15 protein-coding genes and 3 pseudogenes are annotated in these 16,226 nt (G+C 69.8%); 13 read left to right on the top strand and 5 right to left on the bottom strand.

From position 1 onward, the window contains the following. Positions 1–53: 53 nt before the first annotated feature. Together ACWDVG_RS05850 and ACWDVG_RS05855 are read right to left on the bottom strand one after the other, a co-directional pair. On the bottom strand, positions 54–599 hold the full coding sequence (locus ACWDVG_RS05850) for a hypothetical protein (RefSeq protein WP_451696567.1): 546 nt from the start codon (positions 597–599) through the stop codon (positions 54–56). Continuing rightward, positions 596–751 (bottom strand): hypothetical protein, encoded by a 156-nt coding sequence (locus tag ACWDVG_RS05855; RefSeq protein WP_451696569.1) that lies wholly within the window; start codon positions 749–751, stop codon positions 596–598. Before ACWDVG_RS05855 ends, ACWDVG_RS05850 begins: the two co-directional genes overlap by 4 nt. A 96-nt stretch (positions 752–847) precedes the next feature. Here ACWDVG_RS05855 and ACWDVG_RS05860 point away from each other — a divergent pair, with 96 nt between their 5' ends. From ACWDVG_RS05860 to ACWDVG_RS05870, 3 genes are all read left to right on the top strand, one after another. Then, entirely contained in the window at positions 848–1,417 is a 570-nt protein-coding gene (locus tag ACWDVG_RS05860) for a TetR/AcrR family transcriptional regulator (protein ID WP_451696571.1), read from the top strand. A gap of 230 nt (positions 1,418–1,647) precedes the next feature. Then, positions 1,648–2,028, top strand: coding sequence for a DUF6153 family protein (locus tag ACWDVG_RS05865; protein WP_451696573.1), 381 nt, complete (start codon positions 1,648–1,650; stop codon positions 2,026–2,028). Between the two features lie 77 nt (positions 2,029–2,105). After that, positions 2,106–2,777 (top strand): hypothetical protein, encoded by a 672-nt coding sequence (locus tag ACWDVG_RS05870; RefSeq protein WP_451696575.1) that lies wholly within the window; start codon positions 2,106–2,108, stop codon positions 2,775–2,777. A gap of 145 nt (positions 2,778–2,922) precedes the next feature. On the opposite strand, the gene ACWDVG_RS05875 is transcribed toward ACWDVG_RS05870, so the two are convergent. Further along, positions 2,923–5,700, bottom strand: a complete 2,778-nt coding sequence (locus tag ACWDVG_RS05875; protein ID WP_451696576.1) for a heavy metal translocating P-type ATPase — start codon at positions 5,698–5,700, stop codon at positions 2,923–2,925. A 528-nt stretch (positions 5,701–6,228) separates the two neighbouring features. Between ACWDVG_RS05875 and ACWDVG_RS05880 the strand changes: the two genes are divergently transcribed. The 6 genes and pseudogenes from ACWDVG_RS05880 to ACWDVG_RS05905 all read left to right on the top strand — a co-directional run bounded on the left by ACWDVG_RS05880 (position 6,229) and on the right by ACWDVG_RS05905 (position 11,089). Continuing rightward, complete coding sequence (locus ACWDVG_RS05880) at positions 6,229–6,477, top strand: DUF2933 domain-containing protein (RefSeq protein WP_451696578.1); 249 nt, start codon at positions 6,229–6,231, stop codon at positions 6,475–6,477. A gap of 133 nt (positions 6,478–6,610) precedes the next feature. Beyond that, positions 6,611–6,718 (top strand): annotated as a pseudogene (gene pspAB, locus ACWDVG_RS05885) (PspA-associated protein PspAB); the annotation flags it as partial. A gap of 41 nt (positions 6,719–6,759) precedes the next feature. Next, positions 6,760–7,437 carry an ATP-binding cassette domain-containing protein gene (locus ACWDVG_RS05890; RefSeq protein WP_451696580.1) on the top strand — a complete coding sequence of 226 codons (678 nt, stop codon included), beginning with the start codon at positions 6,760–6,762 and terminating at the stop codon, positions 7,435–7,437. Then, the gene (locus ACWDVG_RS05895; RefSeq protein ID WP_451696582.1) at positions 7,434–8,942 is read left to right on the top strand and encodes an ABC transporter permease; all 1,509 of its coding nucleotides are present in this window, start codon (positions 7,434–7,436) and stop codon (positions 8,940–8,942) included. The genes ACWDVG_RS05890 and ACWDVG_RS05895 overlap by 4 nt, the downstream gene beginning before the upstream one ends. 95 nt (positions 8,943–9,037) lie before the next feature. Beyond that, positions 9,038–9,670 (top strand): DUF305 domain-containing protein, encoded by a 633-nt coding sequence (locus ACWDVG_RS05900; RefSeq protein WP_451696585.1) that lies wholly within the window; start codon positions 9,038–9,040, stop codon positions 9,668–9,670. 615 nt (positions 9,671–10,285) lie between these two features. After that, positions 10,286–11,089: a serine hydrolase domain-containing protein gene (locus tag ACWDVG_RS05905; RefSeq protein ID WP_451696616.1), complete on the top strand. Its 804-nt coding sequence runs from the start codon at positions 10,286–10,288 to the stop codon at positions 11,087–11,089. Positions 11,090–11,765: 676 nt separating this feature from the next. On the opposite strand, the gene ACWDVG_RS05910 is transcribed toward ACWDVG_RS05905, so the two are convergent. Further along, the gene (locus ACWDVG_RS05910; RefSeq protein WP_451696587.1) at positions 11,766–12,053 is read right to left on the bottom strand and encodes a hypothetical protein; all 288 of its coding nucleotides are present in this window, start codon (positions 12,051–12,053) and stop codon (positions 11,766–11,768) included. Here ACWDVG_RS05910 and ACWDVG_RS05915 point away from each other — a divergent pair. From ACWDVG_RS05915 to ACWDVG_RS05930, 4 genes and pseudogenes are all read left to right on the top strand, one after another. Then, the gene (locus ACWDVG_RS05915) at positions 12,046–12,327 is read left to right on the top strand and encodes a hypothetical protein (protein ID WP_451696589.1); all 282 of its coding nucleotides are present in this window, start codon (positions 12,046–12,048) and stop codon (positions 12,325–12,327) included. The genes ACWDVG_RS05910 and ACWDVG_RS05915 overlap by 8 nt on opposite strands. Before the next feature lie 472 nt (positions 12,328–12,799). Then, positions 12,800–14,045 (top strand): annotated as a pseudogene (locus tag ACWDVG_RS05920) (IS256 family transposase). Continuing rightward, positions 14,042–14,557, top strand: a complete 516-nt coding sequence (locus ACWDVG_RS05925) for a GNAT family N-acetyltransferase (protein WP_451696591.1) — start codon at positions 14,042–14,044, stop codon at positions 14,555–14,557. The pseudogene ACWDVG_RS05920 and the gene ACWDVG_RS05925 overlap by 4 nt, the downstream one beginning before the upstream one ends. Before the next feature lie 316 nt (positions 14,558–14,873). Then, positions 14,874–15,684: pseudogene (locus ACWDVG_RS05930) on the top strand (IS5 family transposase). A 5-nt stretch (positions 15,685–15,689) separates the two neighbouring features. Here the strand turns inward: ACWDVG_RS05930 and ACWDVG_RS05935 are convergent. Further along, on the bottom strand, positions 15,690–16,094 hold the full coding sequence (locus tag ACWDVG_RS05935; RefSeq protein ID WP_451696592.1) for a DUF6896 domain-containing protein: 405 nt from the start codon (positions 16,092–16,094) through the stop codon (positions 15,690–15,692). Positions 16,095–16,226: the final 132 nt, after the last annotated feature.

Below are 16,226 nucleotides of genomic sequence, written 5' to 3' on the forward strand. Positions count from 1 at the left end.
CCAGAGAAGGGCCGCCGGACCGATGTTCGGCGGCCCTTCTCTGGTGTGCGGCTTCAGGTCGCGGCCTCCTGCCGCGCGCTGAGGCTCTGCTCGCGCCGGCGGCACCGGACCCCGTAGCGGGTCATCCCGCGGGGCTTGAACACCGACAGCCCGGCCGCCGTCAGCAGGACCACGATCGCGGCCCCCGCATCGGCCACCAGCTGCACCCTCATGCCCTCCAGCTGCCCACCCACCAGGGCGGCCCGGGCCGCGGCGTCGGCCAGGTGCCCGACGGGCTGCATGTGCACCAGCAGCAGGACGGTGGCGACCACGGTGATCAGCAGCTTCGCGATCACCCAGTAGTGCCGCACCGGCCCCCACACCGTGCCCAGTGACTGCACCGCCCCCGTCACGAGCGTGGCGATGCTCAGCGGGACGATCACGAACCACCCCACCACCTTCATCGCGACATACGCCGCCCGCACCGTTTCCGGGGAGGAGCTCGTCAGCCCGGCCACGGCCAGGGCGAGAAAGGCCGCCACCGAGCCGAACCAGCCCAGCGAGGCGGTGACGTGCGCGGTCAGCGTCGCCTTGCGCAGCAGCGGGCCGAACACCGTCACGGTGCGTGCCCCACCATGCCGCCGCCGGCCAGGTGCACGACCACGAACACCACGACCAGGAGAACGGCGATGCCCGCGGAGACCTTCACCCAGCGCGGTGCTCGGTGCTCATCCTCGTCGTGAGCGCCCGAAGGACTCGACGAATCAGCCATGACGCCTCCACGCAACCCGATCGCAACTTTTTCGAGACACTCTGTCTCGGCTTAAAACGGAATGTATCCCTCCATGGAGGTCCGTATCCTGGGCGGGTGCCGAAGCTGTGGAACGAGACCATCGACGCGCACCGCCAGGCCGTGCGGGATGCCATCCTCGACGCGGCCGCCGCACTGATCGACAACGGCGGCCTGCGGGCGGTGACGATGTCCCAGCTCGCCGAGCGCGCCGGCATCGGGCGCGCCACCCTCTACAAGTACTTTCCCGACGCCGAAGCCGTCCTTCGCGCGTGGCACGAGCGGCAGGTCACCGCCCATCTCCACCAGCTCGCCGAAGCCGCACACCGCCCCGGCACCGCCGTCCAGCGTCTGACGGCGGTCGCGACCGCCTACGCCAACCTCGCCCGGCAGCGCCATGGCGGGGAACTTGCCGCCCTGCTCCACCGAAGCGACCATGTCAGCCACGCCGAGCAGCACCTGACCGGCCTGATGGAAGCCCTCATCGCCGAAGGCGCCCGGGCCGCGGACCTACGTGACGACGTACCGCCCGCGGAACTCGCCGCCTACTGCCTGCACGCCCTGACCGCAGCCTCCACCCTCCCCTCCCAAGCCGCAGTCGACCGACTCGTCGCCGTCACCCTCGGAGCCCTGCGCCCGCTGCCCTGACCAAGGCCCTGGCACCGGCATCATCGACGTCCGCGAGCCGGAGAGCGCCGCAGGCGGCACGGAGTGCGATGCAGCCCACACGTCGGACACGGCGCAGAGCTGTGCGCACCCGGTGCTATCTTCCTTCCCGTCCGGGTGGGACGCCCCGCTGGCCATCCCGCTGAAAGCCCCTGCCATGGTCGTGAGGCGTGATCTCAGGCAACGTCCGTCGCGGCCACCACAAGGCAGTGTTGCTGCGAGCAACGCTCCTCGCGGTGGTGCTTGTCCTCTTCGGCATGCACGTCCTGGCCTCACGCCACCCCATCCACAGCAGCCACGCCACCGCCGTCCCGCTCGCCGGTGCACACGGCACGACCGAGCACAAGCACTCTCACGCCGCTCCCGCCGACGCCGCCGCAACACCGCGCAGCCCGGACGGCGAATGCGACCACGGCGGAGCCGGGGAGGGCTGCCTGGCGCTGCTGTACATGGTCGCCGCCCTGTTCACGTTCGCCCTCAGGCGACAAGCCGGCAACGGCGTCCTGCGTCGGTGGGCGGCACGCGCGCGCCCCCGGGCCGGCCGCACGGGCGACCCGCCGTGCCTTCACCGACTTTCGATCCTGCGCTGCTGAGAGCCGCACCAGCGTGACGCCGCACCACCGGTGCCGACGCGCTTCCGCATGCTCTCAGCCGCCAAGATCCGAAAGGCATGACCCGAGTGACCACCGTTCTCGACTCCGAGCGCCGCCAGACTCCGCCCACGAAACACCGCCGGCCCGCCTTCGACAAGAAGTCGCTCCCGGCCCGCTACAGCGGCCAGATGCTCTACTTCATGGGCGCCGCCCTCATCGCCGGCGCCGTCGTTCACTACCCGATCGACCCCTCGCTGTACGCGATCATCTGCGCGGTCGGCGCTGTGGTGTTCCTCCTGGGCACCCTCGTCAACGAGTTCGTGCTGGCCGACGAGAGGCCGGCGGTGCGCCAGGCGTTCGCGCTAGTCGCGTTCTCCCTGCTGCTGTCCTTCGGCGTCGGCATGGTCGGCGGCGGCATCCAGCACTTCGAGCAGTTCCCCGAGCGCAGCGCCTGGATGACCCCCATCGGCCTGCTCATGTCGTACGTCGCGTTCGTCGCCAAGGACTCCAAGGGCCGCTGGCGGCACCTCGTCAGCCCGTTCGCGGCCGCCGTCGTCGTCACCTCGGCACTGACCTGGCTGGGCATGATGGCCCTGGCCGGCACCCTCAGCTCCGACGGGCACAGCCACGACCACGGCTCCACCACGGGCACACCCGCAAAGCCGGAGCAGGTTCCCGCCGAGTCTGCCCCCCCGACGACCACGGCACCCGCCAAGCCGGCACAAGACGACCATTCCCACAGCCACTGACCCCGGTCCGTCACCCTCGTAGCCGTTCGCCGCGGGCCCAGCGTGTACACGCTGGGCCCGCGGTCTGCTCATGGAGCCGTACATGCCGTCGCCGGGCTCGCGCCGCGGGCGCGCTTTCGATCTCCCCTCCTCGGCGCTGTTCGGTTCACCGCGCGGGGTAACGGTCGGTGTCGGCGTCGAAGGCGGCTGCGCACCGTGTGGAGCAGAAGAAGTAGCGGCCGGTGGCCGTGTCCCGCCGTTCGGCGGCGGTTGCCGGGTCCAGTTGCATTCCGCAGACCGGGTCCACTGCAGGGTCTGCGGCATCAGGCCGGGGCTCTTCTCCGGTGGTCGGCTCGGATGAGTGGTGCCGTCCGTGTTCTGCGACCGCGGCGTGGGCCGGGGCTCGGTCGGCTGCCGATTCCACCCGGGGCTCCACCTGCTCCGCCGAGGCGGCCGGGAGCGGGCTGGTGTGCCAGCGGCGCAGACGGGAGGCGTTGGTGACCACGGACAGGGAGGACAGGGCCATCGCGGCGGCGGCGATGATCGGGCTGAGGCGGATGCCCCACAGCGGGTAGAGGGCGCCGGCCGCGAGGGGCACGCCGACAGCGTTGTATATCAGGGCGAAGAACAGGTTCTGCCGGATGTTGCGCATGGTGGCGCGGGAGAGCCGGACGGCGGTGACGACGCCCGCGAGGGAGCCGGAGATGAGGGTGATGTCGGCAGCCTCGATGGCGACATCGGTCCCCGTGCCGATCGCGAGGCCGACGTCGGCGGCGGCGAGTGCTGGGGCGTCGTTGATACCGTCGCCGACCATGCCCACGGTGCGGCCCTCGGCCTGCAGGCGGCGGATCTCGTCGGCCTTGTGCTCGGGCAGGACCTCGGCCAGGACCCGGCGCACGCCGACCTGGGCGGCGATGGCGGCGGCGGTGCGGGCGTTGTCGCCCGTGATAATCACCGTCTGCAGGCCGAGCCGGTGCAGGGCGGCGATGGCCTGGACGGAGTCGTCCTTGATGGTGTCGGCGACGGCCAGGACGCCGGCGGGCCGGTCGTCGACGGCGGCCAGGACCGGAGTCTTGCCCTCGGCGGAGAAGCCGGCGGCGGCCGGGACAAGGGCGCCGGTGTCGATGTCGGCATCACTGAGCAGCCGCGCGGTCCCGACCAGGACCGTGTGGCCGTCGACGGTGGCCCGCACGCCCTTGCCGGTGAACGAGTCGAAACCGCTCGCTGCAGGCGGGATGAGACCGCGCTCCCGGGCCCCGGCAACGACCGCGCCCGCGAGCGGGTGCTCGCTGTCCCCCTCGGCCGCCGCCACCAGCGCCAGCAACTCCTCGTTCTGGAAGCCCTCGGCGGTGTGCACGTCGGTGAGGACGGGCTTGCCCGCGGTCACCGTGCCGGTCTTGTCCAGCACGATCGTGTCCAGCTTGTGGGCCCTCTCCAGTGCCTCGGCGGAGCGGATGAGGATGCCGGCCTGGGCACCCTTGCCGGTCCCGACCATGACCGACAGGGGCGTGGCCAAGCCGAGCGCGCAGGGACAGGCGATGATCAACACCGCCACGGCTGAGACCAGAGCCAGGGTGAGCGCGGGGGCGGGCCCGACGGTGTACCAGATCGCGAACGTGGCGACGGCGATGGCGATGACGGCCGGGACGAAGTACGCGGACACCGCGTCGGCCAGCCGCTGGATCGGTGCCTTCGACGCCTGCGCCTGCTGCACCAGGCGGATGATCTGCGCGAGCACCGTGTCGGCCCCGACCTTGCTCGCCCGTACCCGCAGGGATCCGGTCGTGTTGACGGTCGCACCGATGACCGTGTCCCCTTCCCGCTTGGTGACCGGCATCGGCTCGCCGGTGACCATCGACTCGTCGACAGCCGAGGCCCCGGACAGCACCACCGAGTCGACCGGGACCTTCTCTCCGGGCCGGATCACCACCTCGTCGCCGACCCTGACGTCCTCGACCGGGAGTTCGGCCTCAATACCGTCGCGCACGACGCGGGCGGTGCGGGCCTGCAGGCCCAGCAGGGCGCGGATGGCCTCGCCGGTGCCGGCCTTGGCACGGGCCTCCAGCAGACGGCCGAGCAGGATGAGGGTGAGGATCACCCCGACCGCCTCGAAGTACACCTCCCGCACATCCTCCGGAAGCAGGCCGGGGGAGAAGGTGACCAGCAGGCTGTAACCGTAGGCGGCCGTCGTGCCCAGGGTGATCAGGGAGTTCATGTCGGCGCCGCGATGCTTCAGGGTCAGCCAGCCGATGGAGTGGATCGGCCGGCCGGTGTAGAACATCACCGGCGTGATCAGCACCAGCTGCACCCAGTGGTTCAGCAGCCAGCCGGGCACCCAGTCGGCGCCGAACAGTTCGTGAGCCATGACGGCGAAGAGCACCGGCAGCGTGAGCACGGCGCCGACGGCGACCCGGCGGGTCAGATCGGTGATCTCGGCGCGCCGCTCGGCGGCCTCGGCCGCCTCCGCCTCGGCTCCGCTGCCTTCGCCCAGCCGCTGCTCGCCGACGGGGGAGGCGGCCTCGACCGGGCCTTCGCCGCGCGACGTGCCCTCGGTGGCGCTGGGGCGGTCTGCGGGTTCGACCAGCAGGGTGCCGTGGATCATGTTCATCCCGCAGGCGAAGCCGAAGGAGCCGGCCCGGTCGGGGCTGACCCGTACGGTGGTGCGGGCATGAGCCGGCAGTCCGGCGCTGACCCGCAGGTCGGGGAAGACGACCCGGTTGGTGCACTCCCCGCTCTCCTGCCGGTCGAAGACCAACTCCACCGGCACCCCCTGGCGGACCTTGATGACGTTCGGGCTGTAGCCGCCCCGTACCCTCACCTCGACCCGCTGCACCCCGCCCTCCAGCTGCGCGGTGCGGGCCTTGCGAGGGCCGAAGAAGAACCAGCCCAGCCCTGCGATCAGGACTGCGGCCAGGATCACGACCACGACATCGGCGACACCCATGGCAGATCGCCCTCCTTGCGTGTGCGCTCCCTTCCAGGCTCCCTCGCCCTACCCCGTACCAGGGAGAGGCTGACCGGCCCACCAGCCAGGGACCACATGGCCCTGCGCCGTACAGCTGGGACCGGGCGACGATGACGGTGAACGACCAGGCTGGCGGCGAGGCTCGCAGCCCCGCCGTCCCGGTCACCGGGGAGGCGATCGTGATGATGCTCTGGTTCGACCACGACGTCAGCGGCTGGGGCTGGTTCGCGATGCCGGTCGGCATGATCGCGTTCTGGGCTCTGATCATCGCCGCTGCCGTCCTGCTCCTGCGGACCCTGAGCCGCGCCACCGAGCCCACCCCCAGCCCCGTCGCGCCCACGCCCGAGCAGCTGCTCGCCGAGCGGTTCGCCCGCGGCGACATCGACGAAGAGGACTACCGGCGGCGCCTGGATGCGCTGCACGCGTCCGGCCCACCCACCATCCATTGCCCCCGGACCACTCCTCTGCGCGCGGCTGGACCGGCTGTCTCGGGAAGAAGGCACCGTGATGAACAACAACGAGAACTACGGCCTGTACGCGGTCGCGCTCGCCACCGCCTTCGTCGGCGCCCTGGCGCTCGGCGTGCCCGTGGGCACGCTCGCCCTCCTGGCCGTCGTCTCCGTCTGCCCGCTGATGATGTTCTTCATGATGCGCGGCATGCACGGCGGCGGCCACGGCGACAACCGGCCCATGGTCGAGCGCGATCCAATGCGCAAGCACGACCAACACCAGCACCCCGGATCCGGCCGACCCTGACCGGGCCGCCCCCCTGCGCAGCGGTATGGCGAGTGCGGCCGGCTCGTCACGCCCGAGGAGCAGCCGCAACTGCACGGGGTCGTCGATCGGCTGCGCGCGAGCGCGCACAGGCCCAAGCCTTGAGTCGCGGTCTCGCGACAACCCGCTGGAACTGCAGGTCAAGGCCGTACTCAAGGACGACCTGCGCATCGAGCAGGACCTGAGCCGCTGGTTCCCCCTCTGGGGCGCCCCCGGCCTGTGACCCGACGCAATCCTGCCCACCTGACCCGGGGAGGTGACCACGTGAACAAGCCCCAGCCCCGCTCCGAAGACGAACCGCGAACCGCCCGCCTGCTGCTGGCGGCGGCCGGCATCGAGAAGGCGTACCGGCATGGCCCGTGGCCGGTACGCCGCACGACGCCGGTGCTGCGGGGCGTGGATCTCACCCTGGCCCCGGGCGAGGTGGTCGGCGTCGTGGGCGAGAACGGCTCCGGCAAGAGCACGCTGATGAAGATCCTGGTCGGGGCGCTCGCCGCCGACGCCGGAACGGTCAGCCACACCGGACGGCTGGGCTACTGCCCGCAGGAACCGGTGGTCTACGAACGCCTCACCTGCGACGAGCACTTCGAGCTGTTCGGGCACGCCTACGCCATGACCGGCGAGGCGGAACGACGTTCGCGCCGCGCGATCTACGCCGCCCTCGGCTTCGAACGCTACGCCGGCACCCGTGCGGACCAGCTGTCCGGTGGAACCCTCGCCAAGCTGAACCTGGGCCTGGCGCTCCTCGCCGATCCCGAAGTGCTGCTGCTGGACGAGCCGTACGCCGGTTTCGACTTCGACACCTACCTCAAGTTCTGGGGCCTGGTCGCCGAGCGCCGCACGGCGGGCCGCTCGGTGCTGATCATCAGCCACTTCGTCACGGACCAAGAACGCTTCGACCGCATCGTGGAACTGCGAGAGGGCAGGGCGGTGCCCCGATGACCGCCCTGCCGTTCACCCGCCGCTTCCTCATCGAGTCCGCCCGGACCCCGGTGAACCTCCTCGTCCTCGTGCTGGTGCCGGTGGTGTTCGTGGTGGTGGCCGCACGCCCGCTGGCGGACGCGGCCGAGCTGCTCGGCGGCACCGGCGGGCCCGCCGTACAGACAGCCACCGCAGGCTGGGCCGCCGGATTCATCGCGGCGATCGCCATGTACTTCCAGACGCGCGCCTCTCGCTCGGCTGATCGCCGGCTGATCATCTCGGGCCTGGCGCCCCGCCGGCTGGTGGCCGCGCGCATGGGCGCCGGCCTGGCCCTGGCCGTGCTGGCCGCGGCTGCGGCACTGCTGGCCCTCCAGCTGAGGACCGGTCTCGGTGGTGATCCGGGGCGGGTGCTGGCCGGAACCCTGATGTACGCGGTGATCTACCTGGCCATCGGGGCGCTGATCGGCGCGACGGTGACCAGCCCCGTCAACGGCACCGTGCTCGTGCTGTTCGTGTGGATCCTGGACGTCTTCTTCGGCCCCGTCCTCGGTGCGGCGGACCGTGCGGCGACCCGGGTACTCCCGACGCACTTCGTGACGCTGTGGATGGTCGACGTCCCCTCCGGCCACAGCGGCCGGCCCGGAGACCTCGGCTGGGCCCTGGCCTGGACAGCCGCAGCCGTCGCGGTCAGCTGGACGGTGATCACCGCCACCAGCCGCACGGCCCGTGCCCGACACCGCGCCACACCCGGCTCGACGAGGGCCCAACTGACCGCGGGGGTGCGCGCGGGACTGCGGGAGGCCGGCCGCAACCGGGTGCTGTGGGTGCTGCTCATGGCGGTGCCGACGGTTTTCGTCCTCCTCGCGGTGGCCACCACCCCCGAGCAGTCCACGTCACTGACCGTCCGCGAAGGCGGACGCACCACCCTCCAGCAGGCGTGGCTGCCCGACATCCACGGCGGCACCATGGCACCCATCGCCACCGCCTCCCTGGCCGCGCTCGCCGGACTGTTCACGATCCTGAACGCCCGCGCAGGCGACCAGCGCCTCGCCATCGCCGGATTCCGCCCCGGCAGCCTGCTCGCCTCCCGCCTGACCGTCGTCGCCCTCGGCGCGCTCCTGGCCACCGCTGCCTCCCTCGCGGTGACCGCGACCGTCTTCGACGCCCGCCAATGGGGCCCCTACATCGCCGCGAACATCCTGCTCGCCCTCACCTACGCCCTCATCGGCGTCCTCCTCGGCCCGCTCTTCGGCCGCGTCGGCGGGGTGCTGATCGCCTTCCTGCTGCCCTTCATCGATCTGGGCATCGAACAGAGCCCCATGCTCCACCCCGAACCGCCCACCTGGGCGCACGCCCTGCCCGGCTACGGCTCCACCCGCCTCCTCATCGACGCCGCCGTCACCCCGGGCTTCGACGAAACCGGCCCCCTGCTCGTCGCCCTGGGCTGGCTGGCCGGAGTCACCCTCGCCGCCCCCGCCGTCTTCCGTCACGCCGTCGTCCCGGCCCGCACCGGACGGCCGTCATGACCAGCCCACGTCTCGGCGGCGTGGCACCCGCCAGCAGGGACTGTCCAGCGCGTACAGGTATGTCCTGATCCCCTTCCATCCTGAGGAGCCATCGCATGAAGACCACCCGCTCCCCGCACCGCCGTACCGCCCTGGCCGCCGCAGCCTTCGCCGCCTCCGCGCTCTTCCTGGCCGGCTGCGGTGACGACGGCAATGGATCTGCCGCCACCTCCCCGAGCCCCACCACGTCCGTCTCGGTCCCGGCAGGCGAGCACAACCAGGCGGACATCGACTTCGCGCAGGGCATGATCCCGCACCACCGCCAGGCCGTCATGATGGCCGACATGGCCGAGACCCGGGCCTCCTCCCGGGACGTCAAGACCCTCGCCGAGGAGATCAAGAAGGCCCAGGAACCGGAGATCGCCACGATGTCCGCCTGGCTGACGGCCTGGGGCGAAGAGGTTCCCCAGGGCATGGACGACATGGACGGGATGCACCACGGCGACGCCTCCTCCATGCCCGGCATGATGAACGACCAGCAGATGAACGACATGCAAGGCGCCTCCGGCAAAGCCTTCGACACCATGTTCCTGACTCAGATGATCAAGCACCACGAAGGCGCCATCACCATGGCCGAGACCGAGAAACAGGAAGGCGCCTACGGCCCCGCCAAGGAACTCGCCGACGACATCATCACCACCCAGAAGGCGGAGATCACGCACATGCGAGAGATGCTCGGCACCAACTGACCCCGGGGCGCAGGCGACAGTACCGGTGCGGTGGACAAGGCCGCACACCCCCGGTCGCGGCGACGTCGCGACCGGGCGCGATGGCGCCGAGGAGCGTTAGCTGGGAGGAAGACCGGGACCCACGAGGCGGACCGGCCGGTCCACCGGCCTCAAGGCGAAGGAGGCAACGATGTCCAGCACCGTCTTCGGGAGCCTGTGGTTCTTCGGCTTCGGGCTGGCCGTCAGGCCGCGCTCGCCGACCAGCAACAGCTCGCGACGGCCGACCCAGAGGAAGCGTCCCGGTCGCCTAGGTCTACGCGGCCCGGCTGAAGGAGCTCAACAACTTGTAGCCCCCGCCCGGTGGGGGACAGGCGGAGGCCAGAGGGAGGGTGCGGTCGGTCGATCCGGGCCGGCTGCATCCCGGGCGGCATCAGCGGCTGGGCGAGCGCGAGCATCTCCTCCAGCTCGTCGCGGTGCCGGGGCAGCGCTCGCCACAGACCGTGGTGGGGGCGAAAGAACGCGGCGGCCTCCTGCTCGGTGTAGGGGCGGGCCCGTTCCGCCGTCAGGGCCCACGAGGCGTTCCCGGCTTCGGTCGGCCGCGGCGATGGCGTTCGGGGCGGCCGGGCCCTCTCCAACCTGTACGAGAATTTTCACGAAGAGACTCTGTACGCAGGCTTGTCGCGGGTCACACTGCGCTTCGCGCCCGGAACCGGAATCCACTATTCCAACCTGAATGCAGCCCTGCTCGGGCAGGCACTGGTCAACGCTGCTGTAAGTCCCTGCTACGAGAAACTTCTGACTGACCGAGTCCTGCGACCCCTGAAACTTCAGCACACTGACTGCACGCCCCGCAGCCAGCACACCGGGACATGGCACGGTCGGCCACGACCACCGATCACCGCTTCGGCGATGACATCCGCAGGAGCGCTTCGATCCTGCGGAGAGGACATGATCCGCTACCTCGGCGCGCTGACCTGCCCTGACGCGGCAGAGCTGCACGAACCGGTTGCTTCCCCTTCGCTGCGTCAAGCGCTGCGTACCGTAACCGAGTCCCGCCTGCGCAACGGCCGAACCGGCGACGAGCTGGGATTGATCTGGAACATCCGCAGGAGAAGCGGAGGAATACTGGCCATCCATGGAGGCACGACTCATGGATTCAGTTCCTTCGTTGGAGTAAGTCCGACCTCGGGTACCGCTCTGGCGGTCATGCTGAATTCTGGCGTATCCTCCCCCAAGTCGCCCTTCATGTGTGAGAGTTATCGCGTGTTGAGAGAGTTGCATGAGTTTCCGCGCGTTATTTTCGAAGTGATCGAGATCGCGGTGAGCGACCGTTGCCCTCGACGGCCCGCCGCGGCGCGGGCGCGACTTCGTCGGCGGGAGCGGATTCGGCCAGAATGCAGATCTAGATGCGCGGCGTGCGCAGGGGACAGACCCAAATGAATTACGCGGCGGTGTTCCAGGCGCTGCCAGGCACGGTGGCCTGCTGATATCGGATCCGGTGTATGTGGACGTGGAAACTTCGTGCGCCCGTCAGACCCGTCCCGGGAGCAATAGGTGGGCAGGCACCAGTTCGACGTCTTCCCGGACAACCCCAACGATGTCCTGGTGGCACCGCGGTCCGAACGCCCCCGCACCTTCCTCGTCGACGAGGCCCGATAAGGATCCATCCGGAGGGCAACCCGGGTCGCCAGATCCGTGACGAGCGTGGTCCAACACGCCTCGTGCCCAGCAGCCCGCATGAGGCGAGCGCGCAGGGCCGGGACCTGCCCTCGGCGTGCCTGCCCATGGCTGAGCGCCCGCCTCTCGGGGGTGGGCGGGCGCTCGTCGGTGGTTCTTGGGGTGGGATGAGATCGGATGCGGCGTTCCGACTCAGATGTTGGGGGCAGTCAACCCCCCGATACGCCGCCGACGCGGTCCGCACCGCCGGGCCCAGGCCGGGGCGAGAGCAGCCAGGAGCCCAAACTCGGTGACATTGCGGCAGGCCGTCGTGATGCCGAGGCCGAACCCGGCCGCAAGAGCAATGCCCCCCCGGAGGGAGACCCCCGGGGGCGACGAGCGCAGTCGATGGGCCACTACGGCACCATCGGCTGGTGCCGGGCCTATGCGGCGATGGGTTTCAGTTAATGGTGAGGGTGGCGACGCTGTCGATCCGGGAGACCGTTCCCAGGCCGAGAGTGCAGGCGAGGACGTCGGTCGATGGGGCGACGAGCTGGTAGACGACGGTACCTCCGGCGAAGAGGCCAGAGGTGACGGTGCCCGTGACCGTGGTGGTGAGCGCGGCGGCGGCGAGGTTGACGGTCCTGGTGCCGGTGACGACGGTGGTGGCGCCGTTGTTCCAGGTGAAACTGATGGTGGTGGGGGCGGTGTTCAGGAGGGTGAGGCAGGAGTAGGACGGGATGGTCACCTGGCTCACGGTGACGGGGGCTGAGTTGATGGCGGGCACGCTCAGCGATGTGCAGGTGTTGAGATCCCGGGTGATGGTCACGGTGGTGCTGGCAGGTGTCAGGCTCAGGGGCGGTGAGTACGTGGAAGAGTCATTGCTGGGCGTCGTGCAGAGGATGTCACCCACTGCTGCTTGGGCCGGTGATCCGGTCGCTACTACCGTGGCTGCGGCGAGCGTCAGTGCGCTGAGCAAGCCGATGGCAGAGTTCCGCTTCATCGAGGAGCCCCTTCCGTAGGGATTCGAAGGTCCCACGGTCAGGCCATCGCAGCTAGCGGCAATCCAGCCACCGGATCGGCGGCCCGGAAGGGACACCGATGTGGGCTCGGTGCGGGCCGGGTGCAGCGATCTCTGCCAGGTGGCGACGGTGAAAGCAACCCGGGTGATCGGTGCAAGGTTGCTGTCCGGGCTGAGGGCTGTCCCGCAAATGATCACCGAGTCGCCTCGGCGGCGACACCCGACTGTCTCACGTACACCAGGACCCACCGGCCGAGGACTGGCACTCGATGATGACGACCTGCGGATTCATAGTCCACATCTCGGCGATTCGCGGGCGTCGCTGCCGGATGGGGCTCAGGTCTGCGGGGAGCGGGAGCACGAGCAATGCTCGGAACCTGTGGATCGCCGGGGAGGACGTACCTTCCCTGGTGATCGATCGATAGGTCATCGAGTAAGGCTGACGTGGGCGCGTCGGTCGGGAAGGCACGTCCGTGCTCACCGTAGTCAACACCGACGGCACCACCGCTGGCGGGGGATCGCTGCTGGACGAGATCGTCCGGGAGGGCGCGCGCAGGATGCTCGCCGCCGCGCTGGAGGCCGAGGTCAACGCCTACATAGCCGAGTTATCCGACCAGCGGGACGAGAGCGGCCGCCGGCTGGTGGCGCGCAACGGACATCACCAGCCGCGGAAGGTCACCACCGGCGCCGGAGCGGTCGAGGTGAAGGCCCCGCGGGTCAACGACAAGCGGGTCGACGCGGCAACCGGGGAGCGCAAGCGGTTCTCCTCGGCGATCCTTGCGCCCTGGTGCCGCAGGTCACCGAAGATCGCCGAAGTGCAGCCGCTGCTCTACCTGCACGGCCTGTCCACCGGCGACTTCGTGCCCGCGCTCGAGCAGTTCCTCGGCTCCGCCGCCGGTCTGTCGCCAGCCACCGTCACCCGGCTCACCGCCCAGTGGCGGTCTGACCATGCCGCGTTCCAGGAGCGCGACCCGTCCGGCACCGACTACGTCTATGTCTGGGTCGACGGCATCCACCTGCGCATCCGCCTGGACGAGGCCAGGGCCGCCGTCCTGGTCGTGATCGGCGTCCGTGCAGACGGCACCAAGGAGCTCGTCGCGATGACCGACGGCTACCGCGAATCGTCCGAGGCCTGGGCCGACCTGCTGCGGGACTGAGCCCGCCGCGGCATGCGCGCCTCGGTCCTGGCCGTGGGCGACGGCGCGCTCGGCTTCTGGAAGGCCCTGCGCGAGGTCTTCCCCGCCACCCGAGGGCAGAGGTGCTGCGGCCAATGTCCTCGATGTCCTGCCTAAGTCCACGCGCCCGGCGGCGAAGAAGGTCCTGCGGGAGGTCTACAACGCCGAGGACCGCGAGCACGCCGATCAGGCCATCAAGACCTTGGTGAAGCTCTACGGGGCGAAGTTCCCCAAGGCCGTCAAGAAGATCACCGACGATGAGGACGAGCTGCTGGCCTTCTACGACTTCCCGGCCGAGCATTGGATCCACCTGCGGACCACCAACCCCATCGAGTCGACCCGCGCCACCGTTCGCCTGCGGACCAAGGTCACCAAGGGCGCCGGCTCCCGCACCGCCGCCCTTGCGATGGTCTTCAAGCTGGTCGAGTCCGCACAGGCCCGGTGGCGCGCGGTGAACGCACCCCACCTCGTCGCACTCGTCCGCGTCGGCGCCCGCTTCGAGAGCGGCATACTCGTCGAACGTCCCGACCAGGAGGCAGCGTGATCACCCTCAAGCCCGAAACCATCCGTACCGACCGGCTGGCCCTACTCGCCCTGCAGGTCGAGCACACCGAGGAGATGGCCGCGGTGCTGTCCGACCCCGGCCTGCACACCTTCACCGGCGGCACCCCGGACACCGCCCAGGACCTGCGCGCCCGCTACGAGCGTCTGGTGGCCGGCTCGCCCCGTGCCGGTGAATCCTGGTGCAACTGGGTCATCCAGCTCCGTGACGCCTCCTGCCTGGCCGGCTATGTCCAGGCGACGGTCACCGCCGACGACCGCGGAGCCGCCGCGGAGATCGCCTGGGTGACAGGCACCCCCTGGCAGCGACGAGGCATCGCCACCGAAGCTGCCCGTGGACTCGTCGCCTGGCTCCGGAAACACCCGGTGCACACGGTCACCGCCCACATCAACCCGGACCACAAGGCATCCGCCGCCGTCGCCACCGCAGCCGGCCTCACCCCCACCGACCAGTGGCACGACGGAGAGATCAGATGGCAGCTGACGATCAGCTGAGCCCACGCATCCACAGGTCTTGACGATTACTCCGGGAGCACCGAGCCGACCCGCAACCAGGGCTGCCACGTCAGATGTTCCGCCGTCGTTCGCACCCTGCCGTGTCGCCTACGTTGCTTCCCTGCCAGCCCCTTGATTGCCACCGTGATGACTTCCGGGTCTTCACCCGCTGACTGGGCCTTGGAGCGACGCAGCTTGGTCTGGAACACGAGAGCTACCCCGCCTCCGCCAAGCAGTCCCCACAACACCGCTTCAATCATGCGCCGTACTCAACCAGAAGCGGCGGGTTTCAACTAACTGATCGTTTCAGAATGAGTTGAGCCGTGCTGATCTTGTTCCGGATGACCTATGGGAGCGGGTGGCCCGGCTATTGCCGCCTGCCCCCGAACGGCGCCACCGCCACCCGGGGCGGCTGCGTGTTCCCGATCGAGTAGCGCTCGCCGGCGTCATGTATGTACTGCGGACCGGTGTCGCGTGGCGTGACGTCCCCGCGGAGGCAGTGGGCTGCTCAGGTGTGACGGTCTGGCGCCGACTACGGGACTGGACCGAGGCCGGCGTCTGGCCGCGCCTGCACGCCGCCCTGTTGACCGAGTTTCGTCGCGCCAGCCTGCTGGACCTGGACGACTGCTCCGTGGACGGATCGCACGTCCGGGCGCTGAAAGGGGGGACCACGTCGGACCCTCGCCCGTCGATCGGGCCCGCTCTGGCTCGAAGCACCACCTGATCGTCGACCGTCACGGAACCCCGCTCGCCGTCACGCTCACCGGTGGCAACCGGCACGACGTCGCCCAGCTCCTGCCCCTGCTCGATGCCGTCCCGTCGATCCGGGGTCTGCGGGGACGTCCCCGCAGCAAGCCCCGGCGCCTGTATGCCGACCGGGGCTACGACTTCGACAAGTACCGCCGCCTGCTGTGGAAACGTGGCATCAAGCCGATGATCGCCCGACGCGGCGTCGCTCACGGCTCTGGACTGGGCAAGATGCGCTGGGTCGTCGAGCATGCCTTCGCCTGGCTGCACCAGTTCAAACGGTCCGCACCCGCTACGAACGACGCGCCGATCTCCACCAGAGCCTGCTCGAACTTGCCTGCAGCCTCATATGCCTGCGCCGCCTGCGCACCTCATCCTGAAGCGATCATCTAGCGACACTGAACCACCCCGGTCGCACCTCTGTCAGAAGCGGTTGAAGGGACCGCACGGCGGTCCGCAGGTCTTGATCCGTGACGTCAAGAGGCTCCGGCAGGCTCAGCCCGTACCAGCGCAGCCGCCAGAGGTCGAAGATCTCGCTTCCGTCCGGTGCGAAGTCGACATCGACCTCTATGCCGTCGTCACTGACGAAGCGGCACCCGGCCCCATGAACCGAGTAGGAGTAGGTGCCGACCCGCCCACTCCGGTTGATGATCCGGTGCGAACGGACCTGGCCGAGGACATCTGCGAGTCGCTCAAGCGAAGGGAGCGCTGCCCTCATGGCCGCGTCAACTGCGTTCAGAGCGTCGACATAACCAAGCACGAGCCCTCGTGCATCCCCCACCCGTTCCATACGGCGTCATCCCCCCTGAGCCCGTGGTTGAAGGGGATTGTTCCATGGGCCGCCAGCGTCTCCGCAGGGCGGCATTCTGAAACGATCAGTTAGACGAGAGATCAAGGTGCCGGAACTACCGAGGGTCTCCGC

The organism is Streptomyces sp. NPDC003327, from assembly GCF_053589515.1.